Here is a 13,498-nt window from a genome sequence, read left to right as displayed (position 1 = left end):
TTCCCCCTCAGAGCTGGAAGAGCGCGCGTGCGTTGTTCTCGAGGACGTCGGCGCGCTCCTTCTCGCCGAGCCAGGCGATGTCGTCGATGAGCAGGTGGATGTCGTCGAACCAGCGACCCGTGTCCGGGTCGATCTGCGAGCCGGTGCCCGGCTTCTCCGAGCCGAACAGCACCCGATCAGTGCCGACGACCTTCATCAGCAGCTCCAGGCTGTCCTGGGTGTACAGGCAAGAGTCAAAGTGCAGCCGACGCAGCTTGTCCAGATAGGACACTCCGGTGCGCACCACCGACGGCAGGAAACGGCCCACCTGGTACGGAATCGCGCCGCCGCCGTGCGAGACGATCACCTTGAGATCCGGGAAGTCCTTCAGCACGGCGGAGTTCACGAGGCTCCAGACCGCGATGGTTTCTTCCTGGATGAAGTGCAGGCTGTACGGTTCGCGCGCGGGCGGTTTGCACCCTGCGGCGTGCAGCAGCACCGGCACGTCGAGTTCGCACAGCACCTCGTACACCGGGTACCAGTACCGATCGCCGAGCGCGAGCGGGGTTTCCGTGCCCTCGTACGGATCAGTGTTGAGCATCGCGCCGACGAAGCCGAGTTCGGTCACCGTGCGGCGCAGCTCCGCGGTCCAGTCCCGGGGCGTCAGGTCCGGGCTCTGCGGGAGTCCGGCGACGCCCTTGAACCGGCCGGGGAACAGCTCGGTCGCGCGGTGGATGAGGTTGTTGGTCTCCTCGGTGAACCACTGCACGAGTTTGGCCGGCCGTTCGCTGTGCATCATCTGGAACGGGCGCGGCGAGATCATCTGCAGGTCGATCCCGGCACCGTCGAGATGCGCCAGATGCGAGATGTCACCGAAGCTCGGGTGCGGGTGGTGATACGCGGCGGCGAGCGCGTCGTCGCTGATGGCGGGCGGTTTGCCGCCGTGCGCGCCGCGGTGCGACAGCAGCGAGGCTTTCCAGGCGTAGTAGGCGTCCGGCGCGGACATGTGGCCGTGGACGTCGATGATCACGGGATGCTCCTTGCGGTCTCAGACGAGCGGCTTGCTGATCAGTTCGTCGACGCGCGCGTCCGTCGCCGACGTGTCGTAGAAGCGCAACAGCCGGGTGCGGCCCGCGCCGGGGTCGCCGCGGTGCAGGTACTCGTAAAGTTCCTGGCGCATCCCGAAACTCGAGCCGGCGAGCTCCCAGCCGAGCCGGAACAGCCGCGCCTTCTCCGCCGCTCCGATGTCGTGACCGCGCATATAGAGGTCCAGGAACGGACGCAGTTCCGGGTTCGCGAGGTCGGCTTCGGTCGGCTGCATGATGAGGCCGGACGCGGCGACCTGTCGCAAGATCTGAACCATCCGCGCTGAGATATCAGCCGACCAGAATCCGACGCCGTTGGTATTGCTGGGGGCGAGGTGCCCGCCCGGCGTCACGACCGCGTCCGCCTCGGCGCCCTTGATCGCCAACTCGAGCGTCTGCACGTAGGAGATGAGTTCGCCCAGCTGTTCCTGGACGCCGCGGAAGGTGTCCACGCCGATCGAGTGGGCGAGCTTCTTCGCGACGGAGGTGAAGAACTTCATCCGGGCGAGGAAGCGGATGTGCGTGCTCTGCAGGCTCCAGACGTTGATCCGGCCGAGGCCCTTGAGCGCGCGCAGGGAGTCGCCGAGCAGGAAGATGCGTTCGCGCGGAAGGAAAACGTCGTCGAAGAACAGCATCGCGTCTTGCTCGTCGTACCGGTTGCCGAGCGGGTGCGAGTGGCCGCTCTCCGGTGCGCCGAGCGGTTCGCGCAGCAGGATCTTCAGGCCCGGCGTGTTCATTGGCAGCGCGAACCAGATGACGAAGTCTTCCGCGCCACGAGCGGCGGTGACGCCGTTGAGATACACCAGCACCTCGTGAGAGAACGGCGCGAGCGTCGCGAGTTGCTTGGCCCCGCGCAGGACTACGCCGTCCTCGCGTTCCTCGACCACGCGCAAGGCGAGGTCCGGGTCGTCGAGCGGGCTGGCGCTGCGGTCGATCTGCGGGTCGCCGAGCGCGTGCGTCAGGACGAGGTCGTTCTCCATCGCGAACCGGCGGTAATCCCGGGCGTTCTGGCCGAACCCTTCGCGGTTCTGGTCGAGTTCGCCGGCGTAATCGGCGAGACCCGCGGCCACATTCGACATGAAGTCGGGCGAACGGCCGAGCTGCCCGAGGCTTTCCCGCATCCACCATTCCGACGCGGCGAATTTGGCCCGCAATTCCTCGGGGGTCTTCGGCAGCGAAAACGCGTAGCTGACCTCGTTGCCGGTCTCCTCGGACTTGAACAGGGTCGCCGCCCGCCCCTCGGGGGTGGCGAACCGCAGGTCGAGCAGGCGGGCGAACTCGTCGACGGTCGGCTTCAGCGCGGGATGTTCCGCGACGTTCTCGATGCGCTTCCCGTCCAGCCAGACCTCGCGGCCGTCGTTGAGGCTCTTTTTGTACTGCTCGCCGGTCAGCGCCCCGGTGGCCCCGGAAATGTCCATGTACTCCGACTCCTTTGTCTGTGACAGGCCCGCACCGGGCGACGATTCGAAGCTACGGAAATCGCGGCGCCGCGGAATCGGTCCGCTGCGGGAATCTCCGCCGCGGGCGTCCGACACCGTGTAGGAAAGTCCGACGCGGTGTCGGAAACGCTCAGCGCTGGATCGTCGGAACCGTCACCCATTGCCAGTAGGTGAACTCGTCCAGGTTCCAATGCCCGCCGTGCCGCCCGCCGTTGCCGGACGCGCCGAGGCCGCCCATCGGGATGTGCGCGGCGTCGTAGATGGTCTGGCCGTTGAGCGCGACCATCCCGGCGCGCAACCGCGAAGCAAAGCCGAGGGCGCGCGCGACGTCGCGGCTGTGGATGGCCGCGGAAAGGCCGTATTCGGTCGCGTTGGCCAGTTCGAGCGCTTCTTCTTCAGTCGAGAAGCGGGCTACCGGAGCGACCGGGCCAAAGATCTCGCTGCGGAAAGCTGCATTGTCAGCTGTTACGCCGTCCAGCACGGTCGGTTGGTAGAACGCGCCGTCGTGCGTGGCCCCGTGCACGACCCGCGCTCCCCCAGCGACAGCGGCCTCGACGATGCTGTGCACCCGCTCGGCCTGCGCGGTCGTGATCAGCGGGCCGAGCGTTGTCCCGGGTGCTTTCGGGTCGCCGAGCTGCAGTTTCTTGGCTGCTGCCTTGAGCCGTTCGACGTACCCGTCGGCGATGCTTTCGTGGACGAGATGCCGTCCGGTGGCCATGCAGATCTGGCCTTGGTGCCGGAAAGTCCCGCCTACGCCACCGGCGACGGCGCGGTCGAGGTCAGCGTCCGCCAGCACGATGAACGCGTTGTTGCCGCCGAGTTCGAGCACTACCCGCTTGAGCAGGCCACCCGCGATCTCACCGACCCGACGGCCCGCCGCGGACGAGCCGGTGAACGAGATCGCGTTCGTGTGCGGCGAACGCACGACAGCCTCGCCGGTTGCGGCGCCACCGGGCAGCACGTGCAGTACGCCGTCGGGCAGCCCGGCTTGCTCGAAGATGTGCGCGAGCACTGCGCCCCCGCAGAAGGCGGTCTTCACGTCCGGCTTGACCAGCACCGCATTGCCCAGCGCGATCGCCGGGGCGACCGAGCGCATGGCGAGCATCAACGGCGCGTTCCAAGGCGCGATCACGCCGACCACACCGACGGGGATCCGCCGGGCGATTCCCAGCGTCGTCGGGTCTTCCACCGGAAGGAGATCGCCTTGCGACATCGTGACCAGCCCGGCCGCCGCGATCAGCTCGTCGATCGCTTTGTCGACCTCGTGCTTCGCCTTCGCGGGCAGCGAGCCGCTTTCGCGCACGAGCACGTCTTCGACGTCGGCGCGGATGTCGCGCAATGCGTCCGCAGCGCGGGTAAGGACGTCGGCTCGCACGCGGTACGACGCTCGGCTCCACTCAGCCTGCGCCTGCGCGGCGCGCGCTCCGGCCCGCTCGACGTCGTGCTGGTCGGCGATACCGGCCAGGCCGACTTTCCCGCCGTCGCCCGGCGAGACCACCGGCTGCGTCCCTCCCCCGCCGGTACGCCAACCGCCGGAGTAGATATGCCCGTCTGCGTCGCGGAGATCCCACCGGGCCATGTGCGTCGCCTGCCAATCCTGGTGCGGGTGCGGAGATCGCCGCGATGCTAGGTCGGCGCGAGCCCTCGCTTCATCGCCTCGGCGACGCAAATCCCGCGCCCGCGACTGGACACGGTGTCGGAATCACTGCCACAGCCGGTCGTTCACGCGAACCTCGATCAGCCGCGGACCGTCCTCCGGGCCTGGGTCGTCGGCGAGCGCGGCCCGCAGCCCGTCGGCGTCGTCGACCGTCGTCGCCTTCATGCCGAACGCCTGCGCCAACGCTGATATCTCAACGCCGCTGATGTCGGTGAGCGGATACTCCTCTCGCTCGCCGCCGCTTTTCCGCAGACCGGCGACCACGGCTTGGTACTTTCCGTTGTTCACCACGAGATATGTCACCGGCAGCCGGTGGCGCACCACGGTCCAGAACGCGGGCACGCCGAACTGGACCACCCCGTCGCCGACCACCGCGAGCACTCGCTCGCGCCGCGCCATCGCCACTCCCGCCGCCGCGCCCATTCCCCAGCCGAGCGAGCCGCTAGCGGTGGCGAACAGCGAATCCGCCCGCGTGCGCTGGAGAAACCGCAGCAACGGCAGCGTCGACGTGACCGCGTCGAGGACCAGCAGCCGTTCCCCGCCGATGACGTCCGCGAGAGTGCGCATCGCCAGCGCAGCGCTGAACTCCCCGTCCCACGGAACTTCGGCCTCCCAACGGGCTCGCCGGGCTTCGCTGTCCTTCCGCACCCGCGAAAGCCATTCGACCCGTGCGGGCGCGCGAACCCCTTCAGCCAGTCCGCGCAGCACCGCCGCGGTGTCGCCGACAACCGCCCCAGCTGGCACGTACCGGCGGCCAGGATCGGCAGCGTCCTCAGAGAGATGGAGAAGAGGGACGCCGGACGGCAGCGCCGCGACCTCGGCCGAGAACTCCAGCGGCGTCGGCATTCCCGCCAATATCAGCAGGTCGGCCTCCGCCAGCAGCGACGCACGGGGGTCGAATAATCCGGCGTAGTGCGAATGGTCCGTGCGGAACGACCACCGTTCGAGATCCCGCCGGGACTCCACGAACACCGGCGCGCCGAGCCGCTCAGCCAATCGCGCCAGGTCCGCCTCAGCGCGACGCCGAGCGACGTCCGATCCCGCGACGACCACCGGCCGCCGAGCCGCGTCGAGCAGCGCGCTCGCGTGTCGAACCGCTTCCGCGGCCGGGCCTTGCCGCGCACCCCGGCGGACCGGAGGCGCGACGCCAGGTTCGGCGGCCAGATGGTCTTGCGGGATCGTGAGAATCGCCGGTTGCTCCGGAACGACCGTGGTGTGCCACAGCGTCCGGCTGAGATCTTCCAGCAGGTCCTCCGCGCGGAGGTTCTGCCAGGCATAGCCCACGTACGGCGCGGCCGTTTCGAGCAGCCGCGGCGAAGTCGTCAACGCGCGGTGCGGGAGGGTCGCCGTCCCTTTGATCCCAGCAAGAATCGCGACGCTACTGCGCGCGACCTGCGCCGCGTACAGATGCGCCAGGCCGTTCGCGACGCCGACGTTCGTGTGCAGGTAGGCGACGCCGATCCGTCCGGAGGCACGCGCGTAACCGTCGGCCATGGACACCGAGATCGCCTCGTGGGTGGTCAGCACGAACTCGGGTCCGCCTTGCCTGGCAGCAAGAGCGTTGAGTACTGGTATCTCACTGGTGCCGGGACAGCAGAAGACGTGCTCGATTCCCCACTGCGCCAAGGTTTCCAGCAACCGCGCGGCAGCCGTCATGCCCGGCACGTTACGCAGCACGCCGGGCCGGGCGCTCCGACGCGGCGGCGGAAGAAACCTGGCGAACTGTGGGACACGGTGTCGGGATCGGAGTAGGTTGCGGTCGACACCCGGCGAAAGGCAAGGCGGCTCAATGACTTCTGCCCGGCACGACGGAGACACCTGGGACCTGGCGTCCAGCGTCGGCGCGACCGCGACCATGGCCGCGGCGGCGCGGGCGATCGCGACCCGCGAGGACAGCACGCTGTTCTCGGACCGGTTCGCCGAACCGCTCGTCCAGGCAGTCGGCGTCGACCTGCTCGCCAAGCTGGCGTCCGGCGAGACCACCTCCGGCACGCTCGTCGGGCAGATCTGGATCGACGCGGCCAAGATCCGCGGCAAGTTCTACGACGAGTTCTTCCTCGCCGCGGCCGGCGCGGGCATCACCCAGGCCGTGATCCTGGCGTCCGGTTTGGACTCCCGCTCCTACCGGCTGCCCTGGCCGGACGGGACCGTGGTGTACGAGATCGACCAGGAGCCGGTGGTCGAGTTCAAAGCCCGCACCCTCGCCGAGCTGGGCGCCGAGCCCACCGTCGACCGGCGAGCGGTCGCCGTCGACCTGCGCGAGGATTGGCCCGCCGCACTGCGCGCCGCCGGTTTCGACCCGGCCCGGCCGACCGCGTGGAGCGCCGAAGGACTGCTGGGATATCTGCCGCCCGAAGCCCAAGATCGCTTGCTGGACACCATCACCGAACTCAGCGCGCCGGGCAGCCGGGTCGCGACCGAGAACCGGCCCAACCCGCGTCCCGGAGACGAGGACAAGACGAAGGAACGCCTCGACCGCATCTCCGAGCAATGGCGCGGCGAGGGTTTCGACACCGACATGACGAGGCTGCGCTACTTCGGCGAGCGCAACGAAGCGGCGCCCTACCTGGCCGACCTCGGCTGGGCGGTGGAAGGAAGCACCGTCCGGGAACTGCTCGCGGCCAACGGTCTGCCGCCGCTTGAGGACGACGATCTGCGCATGGGCGACCTTCGGTACATCACCGGCGTATTGGGCTAGTGCCTCGACCTTCCGTGCGGGGCTCTGAGTCCGATGCCAGGGTCTTAAGGCGACGTCATGGGTGCGGTTGAGGTGCATCTGCTCGGGTCGATGGGGTCGGCGCCGCTCTTGCCGGGGGTCAGAGTGGGGCCGCTTCCGCGCGTACATGAGGGGAACCCTGAGGGAATCTGATTCCCTCAGGGTTCCCCTCACGTACCGCCGCGTCCTCCCCGCCGTTGGCGCATCGCCGGTGGTCGAGCCATCACGCCTGGTCACACCTGGTCCGTAGCCGGTTTGTGATGGTAGTCACGGGCCATACCGCGGGTTTGCCCCGCGCGGTCGCGAATCCCAAGCACAGCACCCGATCCCGAAGAGTTTTCCGGTTCGTCCGCGCGCCGGGCAGGTCAACGGGAGATAACGGTTTTGTGGAGATCCGTGCGTTCCGGGCGAGGATTTGCGTGTGCTCGCCCCTGCCGACCAGGTCCGTTTCGCCTTCGAGCCGCTGTACAGCCTCTACAGCGGCTCGGCTGTCGCAGTCGAAGCGGTCGGACATCCGGCGGCGGGCTGGGTCCAGGACCTCCTCGACGCGGCGGGCGACCACGCCCAGCTGATCGACGCCGACCTCGACCTCGCCGCCCGAGCGGCCGCGGCGGCCCCGCCGACCGCGGCCGGGGTGTCGCTGCATCTCAACCTGAGCGCCAGCACCGCCGGCGCGCCCGCCGAGCGGTTCATCCCGCTGCTGCAGACCCTCGAACGCGCGGGCCGCCGTCCGGCCGACGTCGTGCTGGAAGTCACCGCCCCGCTCGCCGTCCCGAATCCGGGGACCCTGCTGCGGGGCCTGCACCGGCTCCGCGACCTCGGCTTCCGGCTGGCCTTCGACCGGCTCGGCGCCGCGGGCCTGCCGATGAACCTCCTCGCCGAAGCGCCGATCGAGATGATCAAGCTGGACCGCGCGACGCTGCGCCGGCTCCCGGCGAACGCGGCGACCGTAGCGCTCGTCGAGGCGCTGGTGCAGTTCGCCACCCAGACCGATTTGCGGCTCGTCGCGACCGGCATCGAGAACGACGCGGAACTCGACGTCGCGCGACGCGCCGGAATCCGTCTCGTGCAAGGGAATCTGTTCGCCACCGCCGCCCCGGAACGCGTGCTGCCCACCGCCGAACGCGGCGACCAGCCGGGCACCATGGCGGTCTCGCCCGCCGCCGGACTGCGGATCCCCGAATTCCTCCGCCAGGCCAAAACCCTGCCGGACGACGCGACGTGCGACGACGTCCACGCGATCCTGTCCGCCGAGCACGCGCCGAAGGCCATCGTCGGGCTGGACCAGCAGGCGCGTCCACAATGGACGATCGACCGGATGCGCTTCCTGCTGGCGGTGACCGGCCGGTACGGGCACGCGCTGTATGCCGGGAAACCCGCCGCGAAACTGGCCGGCCCGCCGCGGCTGGTCCGGATCGACACCGGCACCCGCGAACTGCTCGAGATCATCGCCGACGGCGGAGCCGAGCACAGCGGCGACGACCTCGTCGTGACCGACGCGTCCGGCCGGTACCAGGGCGTGGTGCGGCCGAACGAGGTGATGCGCCGGATGGCCGCGGTGAAGGTCGAGGCCGCGGTCTCGCTCAACCCGCTCACCCGGCTGCCCGGCAGCGACGCGATCGCCCAGGACGTCGCCCGCCGCGCGGACGCCGGACGGCCGTTTGTCGTGGCCTGGCTGGACATCGACCACTTCAAGCGGCTCAACGACACCGCCGGTTTCGCCGCGGGCGACGACCTGATCCGCGCCATCGGCCGGGCGCTGACCGACCACGCCCGGCGGCTCGGCGACGTCACCGTCGGCCACGTCGGCGGCGACGATTTCCTGGTCGTCTGCGGCGTCGAGGACATCACCTCGCTCGCCGACGCGGTCCTCGGCCACGGCTGGTCCGCGGACGGCGTGTCGGTCACGCTCTCCCTGGCGAGCCTCGTCCAGACCGGTGCCTCAGCGGGTTCGTACCGCGAAAGCGCGCGGCTGCTGGCACCGTTGAAGAAACAGGCCAAGGAGATCCCGGGGTCGAGCTGGGTCAACAGCTGGCCGGGTGCCGGTCGGGCGCAGATTCTCCGCGGTGGCAAGGAAAAGAACGGCCGGTCGCCGATGCTGTTGTCTCAGCAATAGTCAGCACTCCGGCAGTTCGTCCTCCGCCCGCTTCCTCGCTCAACCCCACCGAGAAATCGCCCCGGTTTCTGGACTGAGCGATCCGCTCGGCCCCTCGGGCCGAGCGGATCGGGAGGGAAGAAACCGGATGAAGGCGATTTCTCCGCCGCGACGAAGTCGCGGCAATCAAACCCTCTGCGGCGCGAACAGGTTGACCAGGTTGCCGTCCGGATCGCGGAAGAGCAGCGAGCGGTTGCCCCACGGCATCGTCGTCGGCTCCTGCACCACCTCCGCGAGCAGCGGCCGGAGCCGGGCGAACTCGCGGTCCACGTCCTCGACCTGGAATTCCAGGATGGCGGTCCGGTTCGACTCCGGCACCGCCGCGCCCGCGCTGAACAGCGCCATCGTCTCGGCGCTGCCGATCGCCAGGGTCGCGGTCTCGCCGACGAACTCGGCGAACTGCTTCGCCGGGCGGCTCGCCACGAGCCCGGTCACCTGCTCGTAGAAGGACGTCAGACGGTCGATGTCACCGGTGATGATCCGGACGGAAGTCAACTGCACGGCCCAATTCCTCTCTCGTTGCTTGGTGGCCACGCTAGAAGCAATAGTGGACAGGATCCGCCCGGTATTGCGAGAATTTTCCGCATGACCCGGCCGATCGCTCGCGTGCTGGCGCTGCTGGAGATCCTGCAGGGCGGCGGCACCCGGACTGTCGCCGAACTCGCCGGGCGGCTCGACGTGGACGAGCGCACTGTCCGCCGGTACGTGGAGCACCTGCTCGACCTGGACATTCCGGTCCGCTCCGTGCGCGGCCGCTACGGCGGGTACCGGCTCGCGCCCGGCTACCGGATGCCCCCGCTGATGCTCACCGACGAGGAGGCGCTCGCAGTCCTGCTCGGCCTGGTCGCGGGTCGCCGCGCGGGGCTGGTCACCACGTCGGTCGCGGCCGCGGAAAGTGCCGTCGCGAAGGTCCGCCGGGTGCTGCCCGAGGCGCTCGGGCGTCGGCTCGACGCACTGCTGGAGGTCGCCGACTTCACCGCACCCGCGCGGGCCGCGCTCACCGCCGAGGCCGAAGTGCTCCTCGCGGTCGCCGAGGCAGCGCGCGACCAGCGGCCGGTCAAACTCGCCTACACCGCGGCACACGGCCGGGCCAGCGAACGCGTCGTCGAGCCGTACGGTGTCGTGGCACATTCCGGCCGCTGGTATCTCACCGGCTTCGACTCAAGTGCCGGACAGGTGCGCACCTTCCGCGTCGACCGCATCGAACGGGCCGAACCGCAGGACGGAACCTTCAGCGCCCCAGCGGATTTCGACCCGATGCAGCAGGTGCTCAGCGGCATCGCCGAAGCACCGCACCGGCACGACGTAGCGGTGCGGATCGACGCGACCGCGGAGGAGATCCGCGCGGTGTTCCCGCCGTCGATCGCCATTCTGGAGGCGGACGGCCCGTGGACGCGGGCGCGAATCCGGGCCGAACGCCTCGACTGGATCCCGCCCCAGCTCGCCGCGCTGGACCGGCCGTTCGTCATCGAGCAGCCAGCCGCCCTCCGCGACCAGATGCGCGCCCTCGCCGACCGGCTGACCGGTTACGCCGGAGCAGGCCCGCGTGCGGTAGCCGACAACACACCCGACTCGGCCAGCTAAGCGCCCGCCAGCCGTCGCCGCGTTGTCGGACCCGCGCTGGCTCCCCCGGCTACGCCGGATCAGACTCCAGCGCGACGTCCAGCAACGCGCCCAGCTCATTCAACTGAGCCGCCGACAGCCGGTTGAACGACGCCTTCACCACCACATCCGCCAGTTCCTGCCCCGCCGCCCGCAGCTCGGCGCCCTTCTCCGTCAGCCGATGCCGCACCGCTCGGCCCGGACCGGGCACCCGCTCGATCAGGCCGCGGTCGACCATGCGCGCGGCCAGCGTGCCGAAGGACTGGTCGGTCTGGAAGGTCAGCACGGCGAGGTCGTGCAGCGACGCGTCCGGGTGATTGTCCAAGTGCCGCAACGTATCCCACTGCACCAGCGACAGGCCGAGCGGCTGCAACGCCTGGCTCAGCGCGCGGTGATGGCGGTGCTGCAGGCGCTTGACAGCCAAGGCGACGTCGGCGTGGCGGTACTTCATGGCCGAGGAGCCTACCCCGTTTCAAGACAGGTTGCTTATATAAGCTTCCTTATATAAGGTTCCTGATATGACTTCTTCCGAGATCCTCCAGTTCCAGTCCGCCGGCCCGGTCGAGATCGCCGTCCAGGACCACGACCGCACCCGGACCTTCCTGCTGCTGCACGGCGGAGGCGGCGTCGCGACGATGGCCGGTTTCGCCGACCTGCTGGCCGGACGCACGCGTTCGCGAGTGCTGCTGCCCACCCACCCCGGCTTCAACGGCACACCGAAAGCCGCCGAGCTCACCGACGTCACCGCGCTGGCCAAGGCGTACGTCGCGATGCTCGACCACCTCGACGTCTCGAACGTCACCGTCGTCGGCAACTCCTTCGGCGGCTGGCTGGCCGCGGAAATCGCCCTGCAGCACAGCCCGCGAGTCAGCCGCGCGGTGGTCGTCGACGGCATCGGCATCGAGGTCGACGGCCATCCGCTGGCCGACGTCCGCGGCAAGACGGTCGCCGAAATCCAGCAGTTCTCGTTCCACGACCCGGCGAAGGCGCCGACCCCGCCGCCCGGCAGCAGCGGCCCGAGCCCGGACGTCGCGGCACTGGTCGGCTACACCGGTCCCGCGATGACCGACCCGACCCTGGCCGAACGACTGGGCAAAGCCGAGATCCCCGTCCACGTCCTGTGGGGCGAAAGCGACCGCATCGCCGACCCGCGGTACGGCGCGGCGTACGCCGCCGCGATCCCGGGCTCGACGTTCACCGTGCTTCCTCGCACGGGACATCTGCCGCAGGTCGAAACTCCGGAAGAACTGCTCGAAGCGCTGCTCGCCTTCGACGCGTGATCGCGACTGCGGGTTAAATAGCGGCTAGCGCACAAGGGGGATTCTCATGACCACCGCACTGATCGTCGGCGACATCCAGCGGGGCATCACCGACGGCTACCCGTTCGCCCGTCAGGCCGTGCCGCCGCTCGCGGACCTGCTGCCGCGGGCCCGCGAAAACGGCACACTCGTCGTATTCGTGCATTTCGCCATGCGGGACAACGGAACCGACCTGCCGGACGGCGCGCTGTACCGCTCCTTTTTCGACGCCGGAGACGCTTTCCACGAAGGTTCGCCGGGCACTGAACTGACGCTGCCGGTCGCCGAAGAGGACGTCGTCGTCCTCAAGCGCCGGGCCAGCGCGTTCGCCGGAACGGATCTCGACCTGGTGCTGCGTGCCCGGGGCATCAGCCACGTCGCGGTCGCCGGGGTCGCGACCAGCGCGATGGTCACCGCGACCTGCTACGACGCGGCGGACCGCGGCTACCAGGTGACCGTACTGCGCGACGGATGCGCCGACGGCGACCAGGCCGTCAACGACTTCCTGCTGGACAAAGTGTTCCCCAGCCGGGGATTCGAGGTCGTGTCCTGTGCCGAGTGGACCGCTGGGTCTGCGTGAGCGCACTGTCGCCGCTGGTCAGCGCACTGAAATGAGCCTGTCTGACATCCGGGCGGCACCGGTTTCGCGACGTCGGCGAAGTCCGCTACTCTCAGTACGGCAACTATCACCGTGTCAGCACGCGGGAGGTACGCGTCGTGGCCGACGCAGTCAACGCACCGCCGGGGGTCAACCCGAACCAGTCGAGCGCGGCGCGCGTTTACGACTATCTCCTGGGCGGGAAAGACAATTACGAGATCGACCGCCAGGTCGCCAGGGAAGCCGCCCGGGTGATGCCGGACATCGCGGAGACCGCGCGGGTCAACCGGCATCTGATGACCCGGATCTGCCGGTTTCTCGCTTATCACGCGGGCGTCCGCCAGTACATCGACTGCGGGTCCGGCATGCCGACCGCGGAAAACGTGCACCAGATCGTGCAACGGGCCGACCCGCAGACGAAGGTCGTCTACGTCGACTACGACCCGGTGGTGGCCAGCCACGGGCGGGCGCTGCTCGACGAAAACGAGTTCACCGAATACATCCAGGCGGATTTCTTCGACCCGCCCAGCATTCTCGACCACCCGACGGTCAACGAGCACCTCGACTGGGACCAGCCGATCGCGGTCCTGTTCCTGCTCGCGCTGCACCACCAGACCGGCGACCGCGACGTCCCGGCGAAGGTGACGAAGGAATTCATCGCCCGGCTCCCGTCCGGTTCGTACGTGGCGATCTCGCACCTGCTCGACGCGCACGACGGCTCCGAGGACGACGAAGCGGTGCAGGGGATCATCGAATCGGTCCACAACGGATCGATGAAGGACGTCTCGTCCCGCACCCGCGCCGAGATCAAGGAACTGTTCCACGACATGGAGCTGATCCCGAGCGGACCGAACAAGCCCGCGGAAATCGTGCCGGTCGTCGAATGGTGGCCGGACGGCCCGCTGCTGGGCGAGCCGACGGTCGCCCAGCGGATCGTGGCGGTCGGGGTCGCACGGAAACCCTGACGGC

12 protein-coding genes are annotated in these 13,498 nt (G+C 69.2%); 6 read left to right on the top strand and 6 right to left on the bottom strand.

Going from position 1 to position 13,498, the window contains the following annotated elements; all coding sequences use genetic code 11:
* Nucleotides 1-7: 7 nt before the first annotated feature.
* The 4 genes from AB5I40_RS38235 to AB5I40_RS38220 form a co-directional block, all read right to left on the bottom strand.
* The gene (locus AB5I40_RS38235; protein ID WP_370935027.1) at nucleotides 8-1,009 is read right to left on the bottom strand and encodes an amidohydrolase family protein; all 1,002 of its coding nucleotides are present in this window, start codon (nucleotides 1,007-1,009) and stop codon (nucleotides 8-10) included.
* Nucleotides 1,010-1,027: 18 nt separating this feature from the next.
* Complete coding sequence (locus AB5I40_RS38230) at nucleotides 1,028-2,482, bottom strand: 4-hydroxyphenylacetate 3-hydroxylase family protein (RefSeq protein WP_370935026.1); 1,455 nt, start codon at nucleotides 2,480-2,482, stop codon at nucleotides 1,028-1,030.
* 151 nt (nucleotides 2,483-2,633) lie between these two features.
* Entirely contained in the window at nucleotides 2,634-4,082 is a 1,449-nt protein-coding gene (locus tag AB5I40_RS38225; RefSeq protein WP_370935025.1) for an aldehyde dehydrogenase family protein, read from the bottom strand.
* Between the two features lie 123 nt (nucleotides 4,083-4,205).
* Nucleotides 4,206-5,816 (bottom strand): thiamine pyrophosphate-binding protein, encoded by a 1,611-nt coding sequence (locus AB5I40_RS38220; protein WP_370935024.1) that lies wholly within the window; start codon nucleotides 5,814-5,816, stop codon nucleotides 4,206-4,208.
* A gap of 133 nt (nucleotides 5,817-5,949) precedes the next feature.
* On the opposite strand from AB5I40_RS38220, the gene AB5I40_RS38215 reads away from it, so the two are divergent.
* Both AB5I40_RS38215 and AB5I40_RS38210 read left to right on the top strand, forming a co-directional pair.
* Entirely contained in the window at nucleotides 5,950-6,858 is a 909-nt protein-coding gene (locus AB5I40_RS38215) for an SAM-dependent methyltransferase (protein WP_370935023.1), read from the top strand.
* 439 nt (nucleotides 6,859-7,297) lie between these two features.
* On the top strand, nucleotides 7,298-8,992 hold the full coding sequence (locus tag AB5I40_RS38210) for an EAL domain-containing protein (RefSeq protein ID WP_370935022.1): 1,695 nt from the start codon (nucleotides 7,298-7,300) through the stop codon (nucleotides 8,990-8,992).
* A 165-nt stretch (nucleotides 8,993-9,157) separates the two neighbouring features.
* Here AB5I40_RS38210 and AB5I40_RS38205 read toward each other — a convergent pair whose 3' ends face one another.
* Nucleotides 9,158-9,532, bottom strand: coding sequence for a VOC family protein (locus AB5I40_RS38205; protein WP_370935021.1), 375 nt, complete (start codon nucleotides 9,530-9,532; stop codon nucleotides 9,158-9,160).
* A gap of 84 nt (nucleotides 9,533-9,616) precedes the next feature.
* Between AB5I40_RS38205 and AB5I40_RS38200 the strand changes: the two genes are divergently transcribed.
* Nucleotides 9,617-10,615: a helix-turn-helix transcriptional regulator gene (locus AB5I40_RS38200; RefSeq protein ID WP_370935020.1), complete on the top strand. Its 999-nt coding sequence runs from the start codon at nucleotides 9,617-9,619 to the stop codon at nucleotides 10,613-10,615.
* A 49-nt stretch (nucleotides 10,616-10,664) separates the two neighbouring features.
* On the opposite strand, the gene AB5I40_RS38195 is transcribed toward AB5I40_RS38200, so the two are convergent.
* Nucleotides 10,665-11,084, bottom strand: coding sequence for a MarR family winged helix-turn-helix transcriptional regulator (locus AB5I40_RS38195; protein WP_370935019.1), 420 nt, complete (start codon nucleotides 11,082-11,084; stop codon nucleotides 10,665-10,667).
* Nucleotides 11,085-11,151: 67 nt separating this feature from the next.
* On the opposite strand from AB5I40_RS38195, the gene AB5I40_RS38190 reads away from it, so the two are divergent.
* The 3 genes from AB5I40_RS38190 (at nucleotide 11,152) to AB5I40_RS38180 (ending at nucleotide 13,494) form a co-directional block, all read left to right on the top strand.
* Nucleotides 11,152-11,913: an alpha/beta fold hydrolase gene (locus tag AB5I40_RS38190; RefSeq protein WP_370935018.1), complete on the top strand. Its 762-nt coding sequence runs from the start codon at nucleotides 11,152-11,154 to the stop codon at nucleotides 11,911-11,913.
* Between the two features lie 46 nt (nucleotides 11,914-11,959).
* Complete coding sequence (locus AB5I40_RS38185) at nucleotides 11,960-12,511, top strand: cysteine hydrolase family protein (protein ID WP_370935017.1); 552 nt, start codon at nucleotides 11,960-11,962, stop codon at nucleotides 12,509-12,511.
* A 137-nt stretch (nucleotides 12,512-12,648) separates the two neighbouring features.
* Complete coding sequence (locus tag AB5I40_RS38180; RefSeq protein WP_370935016.1) at nucleotides 12,649-13,494, top strand: SAM-dependent methyltransferase; 846 nt, start codon at nucleotides 12,649-12,651, stop codon at nucleotides 13,492-13,494.
* Nucleotides 13,495-13,498 lie beyond the last annotated feature (4 nt).

Origin of the sequence: Amycolatopsis sp. cg13 (assembly GCF_041346965.1) — a bacterium.
Classification (GTDB): Bacteria; Actinomycetota; Actinomycetes; order Mycobacteriales; family Pseudonocardiaceae; genus Amycolatopsis.
Note: the sequence above shows the minus strand (reverse complement) of the source record. Positions and strands in the feature narration are given on the sequence as shown.

What these genes read in the sequence shown, in the direction of transcription:
- AB5I40_RS38230 (WP_370935026.1), bottom strand. Translation starts at nt 2,482, where the DNA reads ATGGACATTTCCGGGGCCACCGGGGCGCTGACCGGCGAGCAGTACAAA.
- AB5I40_RS38225 (WP_370935025.1), bottom strand. Translation starts at nt 4,082, where the DNA reads ATGGCCCGGTGGGATCTCCGCGACGCAGACGGGCATATCTACTCCGGC.
- AB5I40_RS38220 (WP_370935024.1), bottom strand. Translation starts at nt 5,816, where the DNA reads ATGACGGCTGCCGCGCGGTTGCTGGAAACCTTGGCGCAGTGGGGAATC.
- AB5I40_RS38215 (WP_370935023.1), top strand. Translation starts at nt 5,950, where the DNA reads ATGACTTCTGCCCGGCACGACGGAGACACCTGGGACCTGGCGTCCAGC.
- AB5I40_RS38200 (WP_370935020.1), top strand. Translation starts at nt 9,617, where the DNA reads ATGACCCGGCCGATCGCTCGCGTGCTGGCGCTGCTGGAGATCCTGCAG.
- AB5I40_RS38195 (WP_370935019.1), bottom strand. Translation starts at nt 11,084, where the DNA reads ATGAAGTACCGCCACGCCGACGTCGCCTTGGCTGTCAAGCGCCTGCAG.
- AB5I40_RS38190 (WP_370935018.1), top strand. Translation starts at nt 11,152, where the DNA reads ATGACTTCTTCCGAGATCCTCCAGTTCCAGTCCGCCGGCCCGGTCGAG.
- AB5I40_RS38185 (WP_370935017.1), top strand. Translation starts at nt 11,960, where the DNA reads ATGACCACCGCACTGATCGTCGGCGACATCCAGCGGGGCATCACCGAC.